We start from the raw sequence: 23,776 nt of genomic DNA, 5'->3' as shown, positions 1-23,776 counted from the left end.
AATATGAGAGAAGAGAGTCTCCATATCTTCTTTGAGTTTTATCTTGAATTAAATAAACTATCTAAGGAAAACTGATTTAGTGATTGATATTACAAAAGCATCTTGAATTAATGGTTTATCGTTGCAAGAGCTATTAAAATTCCTTAATATTCACTACACTTCACAAATTAACCCATGTAATTGACATGTTGAATCAAGTTGAAGTTAAACTTTGGCAAACAAAAATAAATTCTTGATTAAATTCTTGATTAAATTCTTTATAAATAAATAGGGTATCGGGCATGGGGTTCAATCAGTATTACCCCTTTACCCTGTACCCTTAGGAATGTGGATTAAATAAAGTACAAAAGTAGGGTGCTGTTAGCAGAGCATAACGCACCATTCCCAAGTAAATCGAAAGTTGTAGCTGATTAAATTCTCATTCCTGAATCTAAAGTGGTGGTAATTCGTCAAGAATTGTGAAGCGAATATGATTTATAGCTAAATCCCCGATCGCAATATCTTCTTTTTTGAGTCTCACCCCTTGACTAATCATGCTTTCAAAGGGGATACCTTTGCCGATTTCGATATGATACCAACATAAACCCATGAAAAAGCGGGTTGGGTGAGCGCTATAGTATCCCAAATCGTCAGGGTTGGATTCCATTGGTAGCCAACCAAAACCAGGGATGTAAAATTCTAGCCAGACATGATTAAAGTCAGGTTGTAGGGGCACATTTTGATTTTCAGAAACATTGGGACATTTGTAACGCCCGACGGTGCGACAAGCAATACCATTCAAACGACATAGTGCCAGTAATACACCTACATATTCACCACAGGAACCAATCCCACGTTCGAGGACAACATCTGGCGTATCAATGTACGGTTTGATACCGTAGGAAAGATGATCATACACGTAATTACGGATGTTATACATTTTCCGTAATAAGTTCGTTTCAGTACCAACAGCTTCCCGTGCTGCACGGATAACTATACCCGTATCCATCGCTAAATCATCGTTATCAACGAGATAGCGGGTTTGAAACTCTTCCGGTAATTCGGGGATGTTTTCAACTTCACGAGGAGTAATGCGGTATTTGATGCCACGCACTTCTAAAATTGCTTTCCAGCCAAATACATGCCGCTCTCCAGGGGTGAGGGCATCAAATTTAAACACCGCAACTCGCTGTCCGTCAGTCACCTGTTCAGTAAAAAGTAAGCCGATAGGTTCAACACTAACAACTTTTTGGCGATCGGTGTCGCTAGGAAGAGCAATGTGCCATTCCAGATTGGGAACATAGACCTCATCCAGGGGAGCTATTTCCTCAACATAGGACATTTCAATGCGGTAGCCATTGGAAAGAGCAAAGCGTTTTTGGGGATCGTAGAAATAGTTGAGGGGGTGAATGAAGGTTTTATCGCGGTATGCAATTTCTTGACTGGGATCAGCATTCGGGTTATCGCGAATATAGGCTTCTTCCGATGCATAGGCAATGAACAGGGTTTTTTCGCCGCTTTCAGAGTTTGTATGTACAGCAATGCCTGTAGGGGATTCAAAGGGAGTGAGAACATTAAATTGAATTTCTCCAGTCGCACGGTCGATCGCATAAACTGTTTGTTCGGTGCGATCGCAAACCCACAGTGTTTCTTCGCTCACTGCTAAATTTTCGACTCCGACTCCGGGGGCGTAGAATTGTGTAATTTGCTTGCGGGTATGGCGGTCAAAAATGAGGATTCCACCTAGTTTTTGGCAGCTAACGTAAACTGTTGACTCCCAAACCGCAACCCCATCTGCGGGGTAAGGCAAAGTGATAAAATGCTCCAAACCCAATGAATTGAGATTGGATAAATACACACTATTGTCTCGTGTCACCCACAATGTGTCTTCCCAAAGACATATGCCAGTTACATCTGTAAACTCGCGAACTTGGTGGGGATTTAAAATTTTAGTATTGTTTGATAGCGGGTCAATTTCCAGGAGAAAACCCTTTCTTTGGTCAATCGCGATGAGTGTATCCTTAATAAAGGTAATGCCATAAATCGCGCTTGCACATAATGGTCGAATTATCCTTTGCCCAAACATTTTGTTAGCAGTCAAATCTAGTAGTGCAGAACTCATACGAAACCGATCTATATCAATGGTTGAATCTAGTCTGAAAATAATTAAACCTGAGTTTGAAGGAAACTCTCCCTACCTAAGCTTCCCCGACATCGAGAAGGGCTAACAGAACCATAAAATCCGGTTGTGCAACTTCTTTCTTTCCTGGCAGTGGAGAAGCAGCCTGCGGGTAAACCCAAAGGAAGGATTTTTGGCGCGCAGTCTATCCCGATAGACTCTTATCTTTAGGGAATGGCACAGGTTTGGTCAAGGGGTGAGATTTTATTCGTCGAACTCACATTAATTAAGTAATGTCCTATAGGAATCCTAAATTGTTTTTGCAAAAATTTAAGTATCTGTAAGGAAGTTGGGCACAGCCCAGCAAAAGCTAGATATGTCGTCAGGGATAAACCTACCTACGTATATTGCAAATATTTCCAAAATCTTCCCAGTATTCCTATATTATGATGATTTTTCAGACTTGGTTTATTCATTATCTAGCTAATTATGTGCCATGAAATACTTTAACCTGAGTCAGTATTATCTCAATACTCCGAAATTAAATATCGGAAGATGTCAACAATAGCACTTACATAGCACCTAACATAGATATCTGTCTATGGCAACCTCATGTAACTTTAGTTGATGGTTTTCCAACCTTGACTAAATTATGATTGAAATTTGTAACTAAATCCTTGTAACTTAATACGATGTCTGCTCATTCCCTGCCTGATAACGCCGTGTGGCATAGTTTAGAACCAAAGTTAGCATTACAACAGCTATCAACTAGTGCAGACACGGGTTTAACGAAAGAAGAAGTACAACAACGGCTGCAAAAATACGGAACAAACGAGTTAGAAGAATCAAGTGGTCGCAGCCCTTGGGAAATTTTGGTGGATCAGTTCAAGAACGTGATGTTGTTGATGCTGATTGCAGTCGCCTTGATTTCTGGATTTCTAGATTTCCTGCGTTGGCAAAGTGGAGGATTAAAACCCGGAGAAGTTCCCTTTAAGGATACGATCGCTATTCTAGCAATTGTAGTTTTGAATGGTATTCTCGGCTACGTTCAAGAAAGTCGTGCGGAAAAAGCGCTGGCAGCTCTGAAAAAATTATCTTCTCCCAATGTGCGAGTGATTCGCAACGGCAAACAGCTAGAAATAGCAGGCAAGGATTTAGTGCCGGGGGATATCATGTTGGTAGAAGCTGGCGTGCAGATTGCAGCAGATGGACGCTTAATTGAACAATCCAACCTCCAAATCCGCGAATCTGCCCTAACTGGTGAAGCTGAAGCGGTTAACAAGCAGTCAGAAATAACTTTACCTGAAGATGTCGCTTTAGGCGATCGCATTAATTTGGTTTTCCAAGGAACTGAAGTTGTTCAGGGACGCGGTAAAGTTCTTGTCACCAATACGGGCATGACAACCGAACTGGGCAAAATTGCCGAAATGCTGCAATCGGTGGAAAGCGAACCCACTCCCCTTCAGCAGCGCATGACGCAGTTGGGTAATGTCTTGGTGACTGGTTCCCTAATTTTAGTGGCGATCGTCATTATCGCTGGGATGCTCCACGGTTACTTCACTGGTTTAACCGGAAACGATTTGTGGAAACGCTTACAAGAACTTGTGGAAGTTTCCCTCTCAATGGCTGTAGCAGTTGTGCCAGAAGGTTTACCCGCCGTCATCACCGTCACCCTGGCTCTGGGAACCCAACGTATGGTTAGGCGTAACGCCCTGATTCGCAAATTACCTGCGGTGGAAACATTAGGTTCGGTGACAACAATTTGTTCAGATAAAACTGGAACCCTGACCCAAAATAAAATGGTGGTGCAAAGAGTATTCGCCAACAACCAAGCTTTTCGGGTTACTGGAGATGGCTATGCACCACAAGGGGAATTTCAATTAGACGGTAGACAGGTTTCTTTGGAAGACCACCCCACTGTCTCCGCTTTACTGGTAGCTTGTGCAACATGTAACGACTCATTGCTGCAACACAAAGAAGGACAGTGGACGATTTTAGGCGACCCCACGGAAGGTGCTTTGGTGACATTAGCTGCCAAAGGTGGGATTGAAAAAGACCAGTGGGAGAGCAAATTACCCCGCGTAAGTGAATTTCCTTTCTCCTCCGAACGCAAGCGGATGAGTATTATTGCCAAAATCGAGCCAGTTGATACAGGTTCATTGTTGGGAAATCTCGACCCAATGCTGAAAAGCCGCGTCAAAGACGAGCAGTATCTCATGTTTACTAAGGGTTCGCCCGAATTGGTGCTAGCTCGGTGCAAATATATAGATAACGGTAAACAGTTTATTCATTTAAACGACGATATCCGCAAGGTAATTCTCGCCGAAAACGACAACATGGCAAGTAACGGCTTGCGAGTATTGGGATTTGCCTACAAACCACTTACAGAAGTACCCCCCGAAGGCTCGGATGAAGCCTCCGAAACAGAATTAGTTTGGTTGGGTTTGGTGGGAATGCTTGATGCTCCCCGTCCCGAAGTGCGCGCCGCCGTGCAAGAATGCCGTGATGCGGGAATTCGCCCTGTGATGATTACAGGCGACCATCAACTAACAGCACGAGCGATCGCCAAAGATTTAGGTATTGTTGAGGATAACAATGCTCGCGTTCTCATCGGTCAAGAATTGCAGAAAATGAGCGATCAGGAACTCGAACAGCAAGTTGACCTAGTAAGTATTTATGCTAGAGTCGCCCCGGAACACAAACTGCGTATCGTTCAAGCTTTGCAACGAAGGGGGCGTTTTGTTGCCATGACGGGAGATGGTGTCAACGATGCACCTGCCTTGAAACAAGCTGACATCGGCATTGCCATGGGTATCACCGGTACCGATGTGAGTAAAGAAGCCAGCGACATGATTTTGCTTGATGACAACTTTGCGACGATTGTGGCGGCAACTAAGGAAGGTCGTGTAGTTTATACCAATATCAGGAGATTTATTAAGTATATTCTCGGTAGCAATATTGGTGAAGTTCTGACTGTAGCAGCAGCCCCGGTACTTGGTTTAGGTGGTGTACCCTTGAGTCCATTACAAATCTTATGGATGAACCTCGTTACCGACGGTTTACCAGCCTTAGCCCTAGCAGTCGAACCACCCGAACCCGACGTAATGAAACGTCCTCCTTTTAGCCCCCGTGAAAGTATATTTGCTCGCGGTTTAGGTTCTTACATGATTCGGATTGGGATTGTATTCGCGATTATTACGATCGCGATGATGGCATGGGCATATAATTATACCCACCAGCCCGGATATCCTCAACCAGAATCTTGGAAAACAATGGTATTTACAACTTTGTGTTTAGCACAAATGGGACATGCGATCGCAATTCGTTCTAATAACCAGTTAAGCATCCAAATGAACCCGCTATCCAATCCCTACGTATTGGGGGCTGTTGTCATTACTTCAATTTTGCAATTAATGCTGGTTTATGTGCCATCCCTACGAGCATTTTTTGGTACGCAAATACTGGATCAAACCCAATTATTAGTTTGTTTCGGTTTTAGTGCCTTAATGTTTGTTTGGATTGAAGCTGAAAAAATCTTCTTCCGTATCATCGGTAAACGCAACGTCTAGTAATTCATAGTTGATAATTCGTAATTCGTATTTGAATTGCGAATTATTAATTCAGAGTTAGTGATCATAATTTATGTTTCTCCAATCTCTCCAACTTCGTCACTTTCGTAATTATCAGGAGCAGTATATTGAATTTACTGCTCCTAAAACTATTTTGTTGGGTAATAATGCTCAAGGAAAGTCGAATTTGTTGGAGGCAGTGGAGTTACTGGCGACGTTACGTAGTCACCGGATGGCAAGGGATAAGGAATTAGTACAAGACAGCGAAGCAATTGCCCAGATTAAAGCGAGTTTACAGCGAGAAGTGGGAATTAGTGACCTAACTTTAACATTACGCCGTAATGGTCGCCGCACAGTAAATTTAAATGGTGAGAATTTGCGACGGCAAACCGATTTTTTAGGGGTTCTTAATGCTGTAGAATTTTCAAGCCTGGATTTAGATTTAGTGCGAGGTAGTCCTGAAGTTCGCCGTCATTGGTTGGATACTTTGCTAGTGCAACTGGAACCAGTTTATGCTTATATTTTGCAGCAATATCAGCAAGTTTTGCGCCAACGTAATGCTTTTTTAAAACGTCATTTAGAGACATTAAATTTAACTGCTCTACAATCGGAATTAAGTGTATGGGATGCACAACTAGCAACTACTGGTACCAGAGTGATTAGAAGACGCGATCGCGCGATTCAACGTCTAGCTCCCATCGCTTCTAAATGGCACGCTAGTATTAGCGGTAGCACGGAAGTTCTTCAGGTAAAATATACTCCGAATGTGCCTTTGGAGGAAACCCAATCTGAACAAGTTCAGCAGGCTTTTTTAGAGAAAATTCAACAGCGTGCTGTTGCTGAGTTGCATCAAGGTACTACCCTTGTCGGTCCCCATCGCGACGAAGTAGAATTGACTATTAACCAAACACCTGCGCGTCAATATGGTTCGCAAGGTCAACAGAGAACTTTAGTTTTAGCGTTAAAGTTAGCAGAATTGCAATTAATAGAAGAAGTTGTTGGTGAACCACCTTTGCTACTACTTGATGATGTTTTGGCGGAACTCGATCCTTCCAGACAAAATCAATTACTTGATGCAATTCAAGACCGTTTTCAAACGTTAATCACAACAACTCATTTGGGTTCTTTTGATTCCCAATGGCTCAATTCTTCACAGATTCTTGCTGTTAAGGGTGGAGCAATTTCTTCGCAATCTCCTGCTTTTTAATCCTAGTGTGTGAAGGCAGAAGGCAGAAGGCAGAAGGCAGAAGGCAGAAGGCAAAATAAAGATGACTTTATCAGTACCATTCGCGGGCATTTGGTGCGTTACGAACTCCGTTCTAACACACCCTACAATACGAGATTTTATAAGCGCAAAGCACAGGCTACGCCAACAATAATCAAACATGATTCCTATAGTAATTGATTATTTTTTGAATTTAAATTTAAATTTTGTTTTTTTGTTGATAGATTATAGTGTTTATAATTTCCTTAGATAGGGAGTCATTCATAGATTATTGAGGGATTTGTCTATTAGTTTTTAATATTAGTTTTTGATATTTATATTCATGATTTTATATAATTATTAACCATGAACTAAAGCAAAAAATTAGGAAAAATAAAAATGCAAAAAAGTAATAGTTTGCTAACTAAAGATGAAATTGAATTGCTGGGCGCTTCCTTGCGAGAAATTGGGCAAAAGCTTCTAAAGCAGGCTAATGAAGAAGGATTAAAGCGAATATGGTTTCAGGGAGAGGAACCATACTTCGATATTTTTTTTGATTTAAAAGATGACAAAATTATCTGGTTTCAGTTTACCTTCAGAGGTAAATCATTATCTTGGGATAGTAAGCACCGTCAAATACAAACAGGTTTAACGAATGAGTTAAAGTTAGATGATGTTAGCTTTTATGCAGCAACAAAAACGATTGAAAATGATGAAAAGCTAGATCAAGAATTTATGAATTTAGTTAAGTCCATACTGGCAACTCGCAGTCAGGAGAAAATTTTTAGTCAGGCACTTTTATTGTTTGATTAAATGGAAAATTCAGTTGATCAAAAAATAGAGTTACGGCGAACACTAATCAACCAACGTACGCAAATGAGTGCATCTGAGTGGAGAGAAAAAAGCGATCGCATCTGCACTCACTTACAAACATCACCCTTATTTCTCCAAGCAAAAACTATCTTGGCTTACTTCAGTTTTCGTCAAGAAGCAGATTTGAGTAGTTTATTTACTCAGACTGCTAAAATTTGGGGTTTTCCTCGCTGCGTTGGCAAAAATATGTTTTGGCATTCTGTCGAAATTGGCAATTTTGCGGCTCTACAAACAGGCGCTTATGGAATTACCGAACCCCATCCTCATAACCAAATTATTGAACCAAATGATGTTGATTTAATCCTTATCCCCAGTGTTGCTTGCGATCGCCAATGCTTTCGTTTAGGGTATGGTGGTGGTTATTATGACAGAATGCTTGCTTCTCCTGAATGGCAATTTCAGCCCACTATCGGCATTGTCTTTGCATTTGCCCATTTGCCACAATTACCAATTGCTAGCTGGGATAAACCATTACAAAGTGTTTGTACAGAAAATGGAATTATTAGTTAATTGTTAACAACATTAACAACCTAGTCAGTAGGTAAATTTAATTAAATATAAAACCTGAGGCAAGCACACTAAACTCTCTTAATTAATTTTGATTATAACCACGTACTTAATTACAAATTTATAAATTACATTAGCAAATACGAAAATGCGATCGCCAAATCATCAAAAAAATTCTCAAATCAAAACAATCCTCATGTATGGCTTATTAAGCCTGATTGCCCTTATAACTCTTTTCCCATTGCTATGGTTAGTTGGAACTGCATTTAAATCCCAAACAGAAAATATCTTTCAATCACCACCCCAATTATTACCAGCACAACCAACCTGGGAAAACTTTGTCACAGTCTGGCAAACCAACCCATTTGCACAATACATATTCAACAGCACTTTAGTCGCCGTACTCACTGTTGTCATCAACCTCATCTTTTGTGCCCTGGCTGCTTATCCCCTAGCCAGATTATCATTTCGGGGACGCGACTGGATTTTTACTGCGATCGTCACTACAATTATGATCCCGTTTCAAATTGTGATGATTCCTCTATATATTTTGACAGTGCAAATCGGACTCCGAAATACCTATTTAGGCGTGATTTTTCCAAGTTTGGCTTCTGCATTTGGTATTTTTCTACTACGACAAGCTTTTTTGGGAGTGCCTAAAGAATTGGAAGAAGCTGCACGAATGGATGGTTGCTCAGAGTTGGGTTTGTGGTGGAATATTATGTTACCTGCGATTCAACCCGCACTTGTAACCCTTGCAATTTTTGTATTTATTGGTGCTTGGAGTGACTTTCTCTGGCCTCTAATTGTTATTCAAGACGAGAATTTATATACCCTACCCCTTGGCGTTGCCAAATTAGCGGGTACATTTTCATCTGATTGGCGTTTGATTGCGGCTGGTTCAGTCATGTCCATCGCCCCAGTGATGCTAGTATTTTTGTTTCTCCAACGTTATATTGTCCCGACTGATACTGGTAGTGCTGTCAAGGGTTAGTATCTGAAATGGGCTGATTCAGAAAAATCTAAAATCTAAAATCTAAAATTAAACTTCAAAATTGAATGACTTTAATCTTAACTAATGACGATGGTATCGATGCTCCGGGAATTCGGGTACTATTGGAGGCTGTCAAAGGCTATCAAACAATTATTGCTGCTCCTAATGAACACCAATCGGGTTGTGGACATCAGGTGACTACAAATCGCTCCATCCCCCTCTACCCTCGTTCTGAACGTGAATACGCTATTGGAGGGACACCTGCGGATTGCACTCGCATTGCACTCACTCACATTTATCCCAATCCTAAATTTGTTTTATCTGGGATTAATGCTGGGGGCAATTTGGGAGTTGATGCATATATTTCCGGTACTGTCGCCGCAGTTCGCGAAGCGGCAATGCTAGGTATACCTGGTGTTGCTATTTCTCACTATCGCAAAGGCAAGCTTGATTACAATTGGGAAGCTGCGAAAAAAATGACAGTGAAAGTATTAGAAGACTTACTCTCGCGAACTTGGGAAGTGGGGACTTTTTGGAATGTAAATTTGCCTCATTTGCAGCCAGGAGAGCCAGAACCAGAGATTATTTTTTGCCAAGCTTGCAATAAACCTTTACCAGTGAACTATCGCATAGAAGGCAATGATTTCTATTATCAAGGAGATTATAGCAAACGCGATCGCACTCCGGGTAGTGATGTTGATGTTTGCTTTTCTGGGAATATTGCGGTGACACAGTTAAGGGTTTGAGGGGGCAAAACATTAGATGAACTGAGGAGACAGGGAGAAACGTTTATCCCCCTATTTCCATCTCTTCTATTCTTCCGAACCTTGAATTATCGTCATCAAACGATCTAATGTTTGAGTCAGTTGGGACAACTTCTGTAATGAATCGTCTTGAGTTTCCGCAAGTGTTTGTACTGCGTCGCATAATGCCAATATTTGGTATCCCTGCTGCTGAATTTGTTTACCTTGTTCCTCTATCTGCACACTGAGATTATCCATGCGATCGCCTAATCGATCAATTGTTTCTGTAGTCGCTAATACCGCTTCCCCAATTTGCTCGACAATTGACTCTAATCGATTTACTTTAACTTCAAATCCAACTGCAACCATTTCTCTAGCACCTCGTTTTTAACAAAGCAAAGAATTATCCCTGAACAAATTTCAATAGAACTATTAGCCAATTACGCCGCAGTAGCAATATTACTTACTACCCCTTCAAACATAATTTGCCAATTACACGGTCAGTTTTTATACTTTATAAAATTTTACATTTTGAGTTAAACTATTTTCGCGAAACTACTGGTATTTAATCACCAAATTGTTTCGCTAAATTTACCGTAGTTTTTGGGGTTAATTATAGTTAAATAGTTGATAATTCATCTATTTGTGTGTTAACACTGCAAATATTTCCACATAAGTATTTAGTCGGCAAACTTAAATTTGCTTTATCTACTACTTATTTAAAAGTTGAAATATTAACTCAGTATTTCCGCAATCATACATAATTGCAAGTCGAATATAACACAACTGATCCAAATATACACATTGAAATAAATTTTTCACCTACCATAAGATATACTAAATTACCTTTATATTAAGTTTATAAAAAATCATAACTCAGGCAATATCAATGAAGATTCAGTGAATATACGGTTGAGGGTGACTGTCTTTTTGAACGTCAAGTCTATAGTGAAATAAAAGATACGTATTTATACGTTTTGACTCAATATTCATTATAGAGATGTACCAAATACCATTTCTAAATATATTTCAGCGTGCAAGTACCAATAATTGGCATGAAATTCAACCTCACCCCTCTGTTAATTCCAAATTCAAACGCGCTTTAGATATCCTAGGTAGTCTAGTTGGGCTATTGATTTTAGCTGTTGTGTTTATTCCCATTGCGATCGCTATTAAAATAGATAATCCAGGTCCTATTTTCTTTACCCAAGAACGCTATGGATTGTACGGAAAAACTTTTCGGATTCGCAAATTTCGCTCCATGGTAGCGGATGCGGAACAGCTCAAAAATCTCGTGAAAAATGAATCGGAAGGGTTAATTTTTAAGAGTAAAGATGATTTTCGGGTGACAAAAATAGGTCGTTTTTTGCGAAGCACTAGTTTAGATGAGTTACCGCAATTTTGGAATGTTTTCGTAGGTGAAATGAGTTTGGTGGGAACCCGTCCGCCAACTGGAGATGAGGTAATGCATTACAATCAACGTCATTGGCAAAGATTAGATGTGAAGCCAGGATTGACTGGTGAATGGCAAGTTAACGGGCGATCGCAAATTGCAGATTTTGAGAGTGTTGTTGATTTAGATTTGCAATATCAAAAAAAGTGGTACCCCATGTATGACTTGTTAGTTGTTTTCAAAACTATCTATGTGATTTTTGCCAGAATCGGAGCTTACTAATATCAGGTTCGCCCGAATAATGACGATAAAACTGATGCGGAGATGGGGAGATGAGGGGACACTGATTAGCCTTAATATTCAGAATGCAGATAGGGACACAGCATGGCTGCATCCCTATTTAAGTATTGGTGGTTATTGATTTGTGAACATATCTAGAGTGGCTAAAAAACAGAACCAGCTTGCGTTAAAAACTCGGTTTCTGCGCCTGTCGAAGTGCGTCCTAAAATAGAATTACGATGGGGAAAACGTCCAAACTGTTCAATTACTTCCATGTGGCGGATAGCATACGTAATCGCGCTAGCACTGTCGGGGTGGTGACTAAGTGACTTAAACAACTTAACAGCTTGATGTTGATCTGCGAGATTTTCGCTATGTTCAAAAGGTAAATAGATAAACCAACGTTGTACGGGTAGTAACTGGCGATCGAAATTCCGTGCAACAGCCTTTTTTGCGGTTGATAGTGCTTCCCAGTCCGTGGCAAATGCTTTTGGAGTATCGCGAAACAAATTACGCGGAAATTGGTCGAGAAGCAAAATTAGCGCTAAACAGCTTTTGGGTGAGTTTTTCCATTCGTTTAGCAAACCTTGTGCTGCGTTCTCGTAATCTACAAGAAAGCGGGAACGGATTTCGCTGTCAAATTCCGCTTGCTTGGAAAACCAAACATTTCTTGGTTTACCGTAATCTGCTTCCGTCGGAATACCGAACCAAAAGTCGAGAATTTCGTTTGCCTGTGACATTGTCCTGATTAACTTTTACAAAGCACTTGTCGCATTTTACGCATATTTGCGGGTAACTCAAAATTCATTGCTTGCTGAATCAAAACTGAGGGTACTGGGATTGTGGGAGTCGCTTGTACCGCGTATTTGAGTAATGTACCGTTGCCAAAGTCTTGGAGTTCGATATTAGCTGTAAAGTCGTGGAAACTTCCTTTCTCTAGACGGAATTGGATGCGTTGTCCGATTTCTTCAGCGACGTGGAGATAAATTTCTACTTGTGCGGTAAAAAACAGGAAGGCTTTTTGTGCTGCTTGGTACAAGCGTTTGGCTTCTCCCCGTTGAATCACTTCACTTTTCGTCACATCTGGGAAATATTGCACCCAGCGAGGATAATCTGTTAGTTGTTGCCATGCGTGCGATCGCTTAATGGGTAAGTACATCCAAGCTGTGACTGCGCCACCCCAAGCATTATGCGATCGGGTTTCGAGAATTACTTCTCCTTGGATAACTTTGGCTTGTTGTTCTGGACTCCATGCCATATTTGAAACTGTCATTCCTGAACCTGTAGATACCGAATCTGAGTTATAAGATGCAGACATCATAAATTTCCGCCACTCCTCATCACTACTTTTGCTGTCTTGAAAGTTAAAACTCAATGCGAATCGAGTGTAACCTATTAATTGTAGTTCCAGTACAATATATAAATTTTCCGGAAATAGTTGTTTCTTGGATGATTTTTCCCAAAAGATTCATTAAAAATATGTCTTTTTTATAACTTTTTATTTGTTTATGTGAATCTACTAAGTAGTTGATTTCGGTAAAAAACATAAAATTTAGATTACTACTGAGTTAATATCCATAATCATCCTAGCAGTGTACTCATCTAGCAGATTTTTTAATCATGTTTGCTCCAAAAAGCTTGTGGCAATTACAAATTCAAAAATACTGCTGTCAAACACCTGATTGCGCCATTATTCGGGTAATAAACATTGATGACTATAGTTTAAAATAATACTAAAATCTTGTCGCGATGACGGCTTTATCATATCTTTAATCTTTTCAGCAGTATTTCGTAGCTCAAAATTCATGGGAATGGATCACAAAATAACGATGAAATCAGCATTAAAGGCTTTATTAAGTAGCAATCATGAACGAAAACAGGAAAACATTTACTAATGTCGTCTCTCAGCCCCTGGGATTTTCCAAAATCCCTGCAAATCAACACAGATGAAAATGTATATTGAATTAGGTAGTTAACTCAGACTGCTATTGTGGAATCAGCTTGAATTGGAGTATAAAATCGTATGTCACAATCATCAAAGTCCAACCGTATATTTACTCAGGCTTTTGGGATGTTTCTGGGAATCGCGATCGCAGTTTGGGTACTACGAGGGTTTGGAGTGGGAATTTTGGCGGCAATTCCAGGGGGAGTGATTTGGCTATTACTACTCATCGCTATAGCAATGGGTATTCTTGCTTATGTGCAAAAAACTTGGTGGCGTTTTTAGGAATTGGGGATGGACTTCGATTCATGACTGCTACATTTAAGTTTATGTTTTCAGTTTATATTTAAAGTAAATTTTCTGAACAATGGATAGAGAAAGTCAAAAAATTTTACTGATTGACGATCACCAAGCAGATTTAGATTTTCTATCCGATATTTTGATTGATAGAGGCTATGTTGTTGGCAAGTTGAATTCTGGAGCAAAAGTAATGGCGACAACGCTCGCTTTTAATCCAGATTTAATTTTGCTCGACATCAAAATGCCGAATATGAATGGATTTGAAGTATGTAGTTACTTAAAAGCAAATTCCCATACTCAACATATTCCCATTATTTTTCTGAGTGCCGCACAGGAAGCTGAAGATAAGATTACTGCCTTTAAGGTTGGTGGTTGTGACTACATTACAAAACCCTTTCAACCAGAGGAAGTTTTAGTTAGAGTTGCTAACCAATTACAAATTCAAAAATTACAAGATGAATTAAGATTAAAAAATCAAGAATTAAATGCTGAATTAGAGAAGAAACAGCATTTGACGGTAGAATTACAAAATCGAAACCAACAAATCGAATTAATTTTAGAAACGGCACAGGTAGGGATTGGTTTGCTTGATAAGCAAGGATATTTGCTGGAAGCAAATCCTGCTTACTGTCAAATGTTTGGATTTAGCAAAGATGAACTCATTGGTAAATTATTTACTCTTCATTATTCCCATTTGAGCAAAGCTCAACAAACCGAATTAATTGAGGGATATCGTCAGAGTGTTCCTTCCCGTCAGAATTACATCAACCATAATATCCACTTTACCCGCCAAAATTTAACTCTCAGTCGCAAAAACGGCTCGCGTTTTGATGCAGACACAACATTGAGAGCATTTGTACAGGAAGATGGTGAAACATTTGCAGTCATCACAGTTTTAGATAATAGCAAAAAATGCGATCGCGAACGTTATTTGTCGGCATTGGTGGACATAAAATGTCGGTTATTGGCTTTCGACACTTGTAGCAATTGCTATGGGGAAATCATTAAAATCTTAGGAAATGCGGCTCAAGCTAGTCGGGTTTACTATTTTGAAAACCGTCACGCTACAGATGGTAGTTTGCTCATCAACCAAAAGGTGGAATGGTATGCTGCGGGAATTAATGATGAGATTAACAATCAGACATTCAAAAATTTCCCCCTGGCTGATTTCTTCCCTCGCTGGTTAGAGATATTAGCAAAAGGTGGCATTATCAATGGACTTGTCCAAGATTTTCCCGATGCCGAACGCCTCATTCTCGAAGCACAGGGAATACTTTCAATTTTAATTTTACCAATTATTGCCAAGGGAGAATTTATTGGTTTTCTGGGATTTGATAGTTGCCTGGAACCCAAGATATGGGAAGATGCGGAAATTGATTTTTTGCAAGCTGCAACGAATTCACTGGCATTGGCACACGAGCGAGAAGATGCCGAAAAAGCTCTGCAAAGACAATTAGAACGCAGTTATTTAATCAAGAAAATCACCGATCAAATTCGCTCCGAACTCGATACCAAGCAGCTTTTAGCTACCGCCGCCGCCGTCATTGGTGAAGCATTAAATGTTAGTCGAGTTTTGATTCATAGTTATGAAGCTGGAGAAATTCCCAAAATTCCAATTTTAGGAGAATTTTTAGTTCCGGGTTACGCATCACTACTCAACTTTGACATTCCCGTATTCAGTAATGCCCACTTACAAAAAACCCTATCACAGGATCAAGCGATCGCATCCGATAATGTATATCAAGAACCACTATTGGAAAATGTAACTGAGATTTGCAAGCAATTTGAAATCAAATCAATACTAGTAGTGCGAACATCCTGTAAAGGCGATGTCAATGGCTTAATTTGTCTACACCAGTGTGATAAACAGCGTCATTGGACTCCAGCAGAAATAGAATTACTTGAATCAATTGCCACCCAATTTGGGATTGCTTTTTCCCAAGCCCAGTTATTGGAGAATGAAAAACGAGCAAATATTCTCCTACAACAAGAAATTCGCGATCGCACTCAAGCAGAAACGGCTTTGCGAGCCAGCGAACAAAAATTGCGCGAAAGTGCCAAAAAATTAAGTCAACACAATTTAATCCTGACTCAAATTGCCAGCAAGCAAGTATTATATGCAGGGGATTTCGAGCAGGCTTTACAAGAAATTACAGCAGCAGGCGCACGATACATTGGCGTTGAACGAGCCAGTATTTGGTTGTATCACCAAAACCAGCAAACGATTGAGTGCCTCGAACTGTTTGAACTCAGTCATAATCGACACAGTAAACCCAACATTCAACTGCCCATATCCGACTACCCCGCTTTTGTTCAGACTCTAGACTCCAACCAATTAGCGATCGCAGAAAATGCTTTGACAGACGCGCGCACCCAGGAGCTAAAAGATACCTATTTAATTCCCCACCAGATTACATCTGTACTCGACGTACCTGTGCAATTAGGAGGAGTCACAACGGGGGTATTGTGTTTAGAACAAGTGGCAGTTCCCCAGCAATGGATGCTCGAAGATATCAACTTTGCGCGATCGCTCGCCAATTTAATTTCCCTCTCCTTAGAAGCGCGACGTTCTACCCGTGCAGAAGCAAAACTGGCATCAGCTTTCCGTTCCTCACCCGATCCCATTGCCCTGGCAACTTTTCCCAACATCCGTTACATCGAAGTTAACGACAATTTTTGTCGAGTTTTTGGTTGCAAGCGCGAAGAAATCATTAATCGCAACGCTGAAGAAGTGGAAATTTGGGCAAATTTAGCCGATTGCCAGCAGATTGTGCAAATACTCAAGCAATCACAAACAATTCGCGATCAAGAATTGGAACTTCGCACCGCTAACGGCGAAATTAGAACCATGCTTTTCAGTGCCGAATTAATTGAGATTGATGCACAAAAATATTTACTGGGTACAGCTAGGGATATTAGCGAACGCAAGCAAGCCGAAAATGAAAGTCGTTTACTACTTTTGACGACACAAGCCATTAGTCGAGCAGTAAATGTCAATAATGCCATCGCCCAAGTATTACAGTTAATTTGCGATACAATTCATTGGGATTTTGCCGAAGCCTGGGTTCCCTCCCCATCCGGTGACGTTTTGGAATACCAATTGGGTTGGTACGGTGAAACCAGTAACCTCAAAGAATTTTGCGATCGCAGTCAGAATATGACATTTGCCCGTGGTGTCGGATTACCAGGGCGAGTTTGGCAAAACCAGCAACCAGAATGGATTGAGGATGTCACACAAACCAGAGAAACTGTATTTTTAAGAAGTTCAATTGCTAGTGATGCTGGATTAAAAACAGGTTTTGCTGTTCCCATCTTGGCAAAAGACAAAGTGCTGGTGGTGTTAGTTTTTTTCAAAAGCATCAAATTACCCTTAGATCGACGCTTACTCTATTTAGTCAGTACAGTCGCAGCCCAGTTAGGGGTATTAATTCAGCGTAAAGAAGCCGAAGCAGCCCATCTTCAAAGTGAAGAACGCTTGCAGTTGGCACTGGAAGCTAGCGATTTGGGAATGTGGGATTGGAACCTCACCAGGGATAAAATATATCGTGATTGGCGCTGGAAGCGAATGCTGGGGTATGAAGAAAACGAAATTTCCGATACTCGCCAAGCATTTCGAGAATTAGTACATCCCGAAGATTTACCTTCTGTGAGTGCAACTTTGGGAAAATATTTACGTGGTGAGAATTCAATTTACCGAGCCGAATTTCGGATGCGGGCGAAATCGGGTGAATGGAAATGGATTGAATCTTGTGGAAAAGTATTCGATCGCAATGAAAATAGCAAACCTCTACGCTTGACAGGGACGCACAAAGATATTACCGAACGTAAACTGTTAGAGGGGGAATTGGCATTAAAAGAAGCACGTTTGAATGCCTTTTTTAACAATGCTCCGATTGGTTTATGTATCTTAGACAAAGAACTTCGCTTTGTACAGATTAACCAACTACTGGCAGAAATTAACGGTATCCCCATTCCAGCACATATTGGCAAAAAGCTCAATGAAGTTTTATGTCAAACAGCCCCTCTCATCGAACCACTTTATCAGCGTGTATTAACTACAGGGGAAGCGATTCTCAACCAAGCATTAAATATGCCATCTCCTCAGGAAGCAAATGGTTTACGGAATTTCTTAATTTCCTATTTTCCCATACCAGGAGAAGATGGTATCCCTGTCGGTGTTGGCTCAGTATTAGTAGAAATTACGGAACTAAAGCGTGCTGAATTAGCCCTTCTGGAAAGCGCCGAACGTGAACGAGCAGTCACCCAAGTAATCCAAAGAATGCGGCAAACATTGGATTTAGAAACAATATTTGCAGCTACAACCCAAGAACTGCGGCAAATGTTAGGATGCGATCGGGCTGTCATTTATCGTTTTCATGCCGATTGGAGTGGTGAATTTGTTGCCGAATCTGTAGGGGATGATTGGATATCATTAATCGAAACCCATAAGCAAACACCAGACTTAACCGCAGCAATGCTGGAAGACGAGAATTGTATTCTCCAAGGAATGAACAGCAACAGCAACCAAATTATCGATACCCATCTTCAAGATACCCAAGGAGGAAGCTATAGTCGTGGAGCGAGTTTCCTCTGTGTTTCCGACATCTACGCAGCTGGGCTAGATGAATGTTACATTCAACTTCTCGAACGTTTCCAAGCCAAAGCATATATTACCATACCTATTTTTTGTGGCGCTCAACTGTGGGGATTACTCGCTAGCTACCAAAATAGTAGTTCCCGACATTGGAAACCGGGCGAAATTAATATCGCCGTCCAAATTGGCAATCAACTTGGTGTCGCCCTCCAACAAGCTGAACTACTGGCAGTTAAACAACGTCAATCACAGGCGCTTGAAAAAGCAGCCCTAGCAGCCGATGCAGCTAACCGTGCCAAAAGTGAATTTCTCGCCAGTATGAGCCACGAGCTACGTACACCACTCAATGCCATCCTGGGATTTACGCAGTTAATGAGCCGCGACACGAGCTTAGACAGGGAGATTCAACAAAATCTTACTGTCATTAACCGTGCTGGAGAACACCTCCTTAGCCTCATTAACGACATTCTCGAAATGTCCAAAATCGAAGCCGGTAGAAGTACCCTTAACCTCAGCAACTTTGATTTGATTGAGCTACTCGAAATTCTCAAAGAAATGCTGCAATTTCGCGCCACAGCCAAAAACTTGGCATTGGTATTTGAATACGCCAATAATATTCCCCAATACATCCAAGCCGATGCCAACAAACTACGTCAAGTGTTGCTCAATCTTTTAGGTAATGCAATTAAATTTACCAAAGTAGGTAGTGTTGTCTTACGGGTTTCTTTGGAAGAGGTAGAAAATGAGGCAGGAATCACAGAAGGTAGAAATATTGAGAGTCCAGAATTTCCTGCTTCTCCTGTCTCCAAATCCCCAAATCCCCAATTCCTTTACTTTGAGGTAATAGATACAGGCGCTGGGATTGCACCAGAAGAAATAAACTTACTTTTTGAAGCATTTGGACAAACGGAAACGGGTAGAAAATCGCAACAAGGAACAGGACTTGGTTTAGCAATCAGTCGCAAATATGTTCAGTTAATGGGCGGAGATATTTCAGTTCACTCTACTGTAGATGTGGGTAGTATATTCGCTTTTAATATTCAAATTAATATTGTCACCGAAACAGATATTTCCTCTACTTGCAAACAAAATCAAATAATTGGTTTAGCACCAGATCAGCGAACTTACCGAATTTTAGTCGTTGATGATGCTGATGACAGTCGAAAATTTCTAGTTAAGTTACTAACAACAATCGGTTTTGCAGTTAATGAGGCTACCAATGGCAATGAAGCTATTTCTATCTGGTCACATTGGCAACCACATTTGATATTCATGGATATGCGAATGCCAATGATGGATGGTTATGAAGCAACACGAGAAATTAAACGACGGGGGCAACAGCAAAGAAAGAAAATTTCTCCATCATCTCCAACAGTAATTATTGCTCTAACAGCAAATGTATTTGAAGAACAGCGTAAAACAATTATTGAAGCTGGATGTGATGACTTTATTAATAAACCATTTCGTGAGGAATTTCTATTAGCAAAAATTCAGCAATATCTGAAAGTTGAATATCTCTATCAAGCAGCAGAAGATTCAGTAATTAGTGACATAAAAAAACAAAATTATCCGATTTTCGCTGATGAAAAAATTGTCGAGATGCTATCAAAACTATCCCCACAATTTGTCACAAACTTACATGACTTTGCTGCCAGATGTAGCGACGATTTGATTCTGAGTTTACTTGCAGAAATATCATCAGAAAATACATTAATTAAAGACTTTTTCTATGAATTAGCCCGTAATTTTCAGTTTGAAAAAATTATGCAACTAACAAATATGGTCAAGTTCCATGAATAAAAATTAGTAAATAAAAATCACCTATCTTAACTCCAAGAAACAGGATTTTTTAAATAACTATTCACACTTGTCAGCAATTTAATACTCAAGTAAACTACTACCATCCCACCCAGGATTAAGGAAATCCAAAAAGAAGCAAACTTCAACATCCAAACAGAAACTAAAATTAATCCGACAATATCAGCGATTAATACAGGTAAGCGTTCGGAAATTTTCCAATTTTCAATGATATTTTTTGGAGAAGTCTTAATCTTAACTGTTGCTAGTAAGTTAAACCAAACTTGGCTCACTAAAATTATAATTGAACCCCATCCTAACCATACTGCCGAGGCATAAAATCCCACAAGTTCAATCACAATTGTCATAACTGTAACAATATAAAAATTATCCAAACGAATATCACTAACTAACTGTTTTGCTTCAGTGATTTGATTTAAATCCTTAACAGCCATCCTGGCTTGTTCAATACAGAAAAAAAACATGGCGATCGCAATTATTTGACTTGTTAATTCTGTACCCCAAATTGCCTGGCGTAATATTCCCATACAAGCAGGAAAAAATAGTAAGAAAATAATTATAGAGACTGGCTGCATCGTATATTTTAGGATTACTTTTATTTGATCTAAATTAATTATTCACTGATGATATATTCAGTGATTTTTATTCTAATCAAAAACGTCCCAAATAGCAATATAAAATAACCCCGACTTTAAAAAATCGGGGTTATTAACTTAAACAAGATTAGTTTTTAACTTAAGCAAATTAATTGCAAAAGGCATATGAATACCTTGTTCTTTTGCATTCAAAACTAACTTTTTAATTCGACCTTTACGATCAAATAAACTCACTGGAACTATACCACCACCAGCCCTTTGACTACGTGCAGCCACATCAATTTTGCCAATACTATTATCTAAACGGTCAAAAGCTTCAACGGAAACTAAATATTCAGAATATTTAACAGTATCAGATTGCATTTGTGTTGAGGCTCCCAAGACGGGTTTTTCAAACACAATAGTTAGCGGTCCAGGATTACCAAAACCTGTAAATAAGAGTGCATCACCAATTTCAAAACTAGCTGCTAGTTCTGGGGTTTGCTCAATTCTTAATAATGAACCAGAAGCAATACTTACTTGAACTTCCGCACCTCGATAAGATGTCATTAGAAATGTAGTTGGCAAAGAAGTTAATGCTTTACCAAGCACTTGCCAATCCATGAAATCATCAGCTTGAAAATAACTTTTAATTTCTTCACTTTCTGCCAGCAATGGATAGTTGGCTAGCGAGTTTTGGAAATTATTACAAACAAGTTGAGTTCCTTCTGATTCATAACCTGTAATAATCATTTTTGCTCCTTTCGTGGAATATTCTATCGATACAGGTACAGATATAGACGAATGCTTATTAATTGCCTTTGTGTATTCAGTTTGTGGTTGACTATTGATTTTTGATTTACTTTTGCCTTAGTTATCTATATATGATGCAGATAGAGCCTTCGTGACAGATAGAGTTATAAGTAAACAAGTTGAATTTATTTTTTCACTACTAAAATCTCTACTATCTGCTTTATATGTACCGACATGTAACGATATTGTCTTCAACAATCAATTTATACTTTCCGGAAAAATGTGATTCCAGAGTAATGACGACTGCAATCTGCCCGACTGATACAGAAGTCGTGAATATGAAGTCAGCTAGTTGGCAAAATCAACTAATCAGCAAAGCACTTTTCTATAGAATTATTTGATAAAATTAACGAATAGTAACAGTTATTATTGAAGCTAATTAATATTAGCTTCTAATTTTAGAATCCATAATTAATTTAATAATACATCTATCTAAAGACTCATTTTTAATCTTTATTTTGAGTATGTTAATAAGAAGTTTGGAGAATACAATCATTTGGCGAGATACACAGTAGCTATTTGTGCGATCGCCCATAATCCTCATAATTTCAACAATCAAATAATTGTTACTGGTAACGCGGATAAAAATATCATCACTAGTTCACCCAGGTTGTGTTATGCTATCAATGCTTCGGTTCTAGTGGGTATCAGTCACTAGAGGTAACGGGGAAAGTTCGGTGTAAGTCCGGCGCTGTCCCGCAACTGTAATCAAGGAAAATCACAGAAAAAACTGCACCTTGTCAGTCAGAATGCCCGCCGATAAATTCATGAAAATCAAGCTAAAATCTACGAGGTTATAGATGACAGCACATACAATTTTTGTTTGTACCACTTGTGCGAGTAGGTGGGAAAATGGTAAACGCATTGGTGAAAGTGGTGGTGAAAAGCTACTCAAACGCTTGCAAGCAGATTATTCTCATTGCCAATTAAAGGGAGAATTCGTTATTCAACCAGTTGAATGCATGAGTGCTTGTAGTCGCTCCTGTGTCATTTCCTTCGCTTCACCAGGTAAAACTACTTATGTTTTTGGTGATATCTCACCTGAATTAACCTCCACAGAGGTTCAGGGTGTATTTAGTTGTGCAGATAAATACTACATACATCCAGAAGGCTCCTTGCCTTGGTCAGAACGTCCTGATCCTTTGAAGAAAGGTATTTTAGCTCGAATTCCAGCAGCTTTTATTCCCGTAGAGAAGAAAAATATTGAGATGGAATTGTGTAATTAGTGATTTCCCAAGCGACAATTTGCTGATTGAGATTGACTCCGAGAGACAAGAAGCCGGAGAGTTTTATCCCTGCAAATTTGCTTTGCTTGACTACTAAGAGTTTTGAGAAGAATTTTGTTCTCAAAAGGCATCGATCGCATTACCTATTCCGGCTGTTTTCACTAAATCACAAATGCTTTCCCAATAACGTCAAGGGAATTGCTAATTTACCTGTTGAACTAAATTTGGGTAAATCCTGATTGTGGTTTGCAACTCGTCGTCGGGAAAATAGAAATGCCATCAATTAAAAATATGGTTCATGTAGCTGAAATACTTTCGGAGATTGATTAATTTGTCAACAGAATTGAATTTTACCAATTTTATCTTAATCGGTTATACCGCTTGGAAAGGCTTTTCTCAGACCGGACGTGGGGCTGTTTTTTGTCATATCAAGCAAGTAGATTTGCCCAGGTTTCATGTCTCTATTTTTCACGGTAAATACCACTGTACAAGCGAAATAGTCAGTACCCATTTTCTTCCCCAGAAGGAACTTGCTGCTTATTTGCATGAATGGATGCTTTCACCGGAGATAATGACGAAAATATTAAAAGCAGTTGATACTTACAACCCGAAAATAGATATGATTTTATTAGTCCAAGATGGGTCACAAATTGAAATAGATATTCTCCAAAAAGCTGTGATGACACCACGAGAATGCTACCAACAAGTACGTCAGCGATGGCATGAATTTTCTGGCTATATCTCGTAAATAAAAATACAGAATTACTCCATCATCAAACAATTAAAAATGTATTGTTACTGCTCAATGTAGAGTTTGGAAATAGGATAAAATTATGAAAAACAATCAG

20 protein-coding genes and 1 riboswitch are annotated in these 23,776 nt (G+C 39.6%); of the genes, 14 read left to right on the top strand and 6 right to left on the bottom strand.

The genetic code is table 11. The features are described from left to right. Positions 1–430: 430 nt before the first annotated feature. Positions 431–2,101 (bottom strand): transglutaminase domain-containing protein, encoded by a 1,671-nt coding sequence (locus tag VB733_RS10255; RefSeq protein ID WP_323339990.1) that lies wholly within the window; start codon positions 2,099–2,101, stop codon positions 431–433. 689 nt (positions 2,102–2,790) lie between these two features. Between VB733_RS10255 and VB733_RS10250 the strand changes: the two genes are divergently transcribed. The 7 genes from VB733_RS10250 (at position 2,791) to surE (ending at position 9,991) form a co-directional block, all read left to right on the top strand. After that, positions 2,791–5,667: a cation-translocating P-type ATPase gene (locus VB733_RS10250; protein ID WP_323339989.1), complete on the top strand. Its 2,877-nt coding sequence runs from the start codon at positions 2,791–2,793 to the stop codon at positions 5,665–5,667. Between the two features lie 73 nt (positions 5,668–5,740). Further along, positions 5,741–6,874, top strand: coding sequence for a DNA replication/repair protein RecF (recF, locus tag VB733_RS10245; RefSeq protein ID WP_323339988.1), 1,134 nt, complete (start codon positions 5,741–5,743; stop codon positions 6,872–6,874). 9 nt (positions 6,875–6,883) lie between these two features. Continuing rightward, on the top strand, positions 6,884–7,072 hold the full coding sequence (locus VB733_RS10240) for a hypothetical protein (protein WP_323339987.1): 189 nt from the start codon (positions 6,884–6,886) through the stop codon (positions 7,070–7,072). 198 nt (positions 7,073–7,270) lie between these two features. Beyond that, positions 7,271–7,684, top strand: a complete 414-nt coding sequence (locus VB733_RS10235) for a hypothetical protein (protein WP_323339986.1) — start codon at positions 7,271–7,273, stop codon at positions 7,682–7,684. Further along, a complete protein-coding gene (locus VB733_RS10230; RefSeq protein WP_323339985.1) occupies positions 7,685–8,254 on the top strand; it encodes a 5-formyltetrahydrofolate cyclo-ligase in 570 nt (189 codons plus the stop codon). A 145-nt stretch (positions 8,255–8,399) separates the two neighbouring features. Continuing rightward, positions 8,400–9,245, top strand: coding sequence for a carbohydrate ABC transporter permease (locus tag VB733_RS10225; RefSeq protein WP_323339984.1), 846 nt, complete (start codon positions 8,400–8,402; stop codon positions 9,243–9,245). Positions 9,246–9,310: 65 nt separating this feature from the next. Next, positions 9,311–9,991, top strand: coding sequence for a 5'/3'-nucleotidase SurE (gene surE, locus VB733_RS10220; protein ID WP_323339983.1), 681 nt, complete (start codon positions 9,311–9,313; stop codon positions 9,989–9,991). Positions 9,992–10,057: 66 nt separating this feature from the next. Here surE and VB733_RS10215 read toward each other — a convergent pair whose 3' ends face one another. After that, a complete protein-coding gene (locus VB733_RS10215; protein WP_096611207.1) occupies positions 10,058–10,357 on the bottom strand; it encodes a hypothetical protein in 300 nt (99 codons plus the stop codon). 631 nt (positions 10,358–10,988) lie between these two features. Here VB733_RS10215 and VB733_RS10210 point away from each other — a divergent pair. Then, positions 10,989–11,663, top strand: coding sequence for a sugar transferase (locus VB733_RS10210; RefSeq protein WP_323339982.1), 675 nt, complete (start codon positions 10,989–10,991; stop codon positions 11,661–11,663). 161 nt (positions 11,664–11,824) lie between these two features. On the opposite strand, the gene VB733_RS10205 is transcribed toward VB733_RS10210, so the two are convergent. Then, positions 11,825–12,400, bottom strand: a complete 576-nt coding sequence (locus tag VB733_RS10205) for a DUF924 family protein (protein ID WP_323339981.1) — start codon at positions 12,398–12,400, stop codon at positions 11,825–11,827. An 8-nt stretch (positions 12,401–12,408) separates the two neighbouring features. Next, on the bottom strand, positions 12,409–12,978 hold the full coding sequence (locus VB733_RS10200; RefSeq protein ID WP_323340057.1) for an SRPBCC family protein: 570 nt from the start codon (positions 12,976–12,978) through the stop codon (positions 12,409–12,411). 705 nt (positions 12,979–13,683) lie between these two features. Between VB733_RS10200 and VB733_RS10195 the strand changes: the two genes are divergently transcribed. Together VB733_RS10195 and VB733_RS10190 are read left to right on the top strand one after the other, a co-directional pair. Then, positions 13,684–13,887, top strand: a complete 204-nt coding sequence (locus tag VB733_RS10195; RefSeq protein WP_323339980.1) for a hypothetical protein — start codon at positions 13,684–13,686, stop codon at positions 13,885–13,887. 82 nt (positions 13,888–13,969) lie between these two features. Beyond that, positions 13,970–20,296 carry a GAF domain-containing protein gene (locus VB733_RS10190; RefSeq protein ID WP_323339979.1) on the top strand — a complete coding sequence of 2,109 codons (6,327 nt, stop codon included), beginning with the start codon at positions 13,970–13,972 and terminating at the stop codon, positions 20,294–20,296. Between the two features lie 26 nt (positions 20,297–20,322). On the opposite strand, the gene VB733_RS10185 is transcribed toward VB733_RS10190, so the two are convergent. Together VB733_RS10185 and VB733_RS10180 are read right to left on the bottom strand one after the other, a co-directional pair. Beyond that, complete coding sequence (locus VB733_RS10185) at positions 20,323–20,889, bottom strand: hypothetical protein (RefSeq protein WP_323339978.1); 567 nt, start codon at positions 20,887–20,889, stop codon at positions 20,323–20,325. A gap of 138 nt (positions 20,890–21,027) precedes the next feature. Continuing rightward, positions 21,028–21,642, bottom strand: coding sequence for a hypothetical protein (locus tag VB733_RS10180; RefSeq protein ID WP_323339977.1), 615 nt, complete (start codon positions 21,640–21,642; stop codon positions 21,028–21,030). A 556-nt stretch (positions 21,643–22,198) separates the two neighbouring features. Between VB733_RS10180 and VB733_RS10175 the strand changes: the two genes are divergently transcribed. From VB733_RS10175 to VB733_RS10165, 4 genes are all read left to right on the top strand, one after another. Next, the gene (locus VB733_RS10175; RefSeq protein ID WP_323339976.1) at positions 22,199–22,360 is read left to right on the top strand and encodes a hypothetical protein; all 162 of its coding nucleotides are present in this window, start codon (positions 22,199–22,201) and stop codon (positions 22,358–22,360) included. Beyond that, positions 22,318–22,478: riboswitch (cobalamin riboswitch) on the top strand. It overlaps the preceding gene by 43 nt. 24 nt (positions 22,479–22,502) lie before the next feature. Beyond that, the gene (locus tag VB733_RS10170; RefSeq protein WP_323339975.1) at positions 22,503–22,928 is read left to right on the top strand and encodes a DUF1636 domain-containing protein; all 426 of its coding nucleotides are present in this window, start codon (positions 22,503–22,505) and stop codon (positions 22,926–22,928) included. Between the two features lie 222 nt (positions 22,929–23,150). Further along, positions 23,151–23,258: a hypothetical protein gene (locus VB733_RS27500; protein ID WP_416336310.1), complete on the top strand. Its 108-nt coding sequence runs from the start codon at positions 23,151–23,153 to the stop codon at positions 23,256–23,258. Position 23,259: 1 nt separating this feature from the next. Next, positions 23,260–23,676 (top strand): hypothetical protein, encoded by a 417-nt coding sequence (locus VB733_RS10165; protein WP_323339974.1) that lies wholly within the window; start codon positions 23,260–23,262, stop codon positions 23,674–23,676. The last annotated feature ends 100 nt before the right edge of the window (positions 23,677–23,776 follow it).

The organism is Calothrix sp. UHCC 0171, assembly GCF_034931845.1.
GTDB lineage: Bacteria > Cyanobacteriota > Cyanobacteriia > Cyanobacteriales > Nostocaceae > Brunnivagina.
This window is presented reverse-complemented; position numbering and strand designations above follow the sequence as displayed.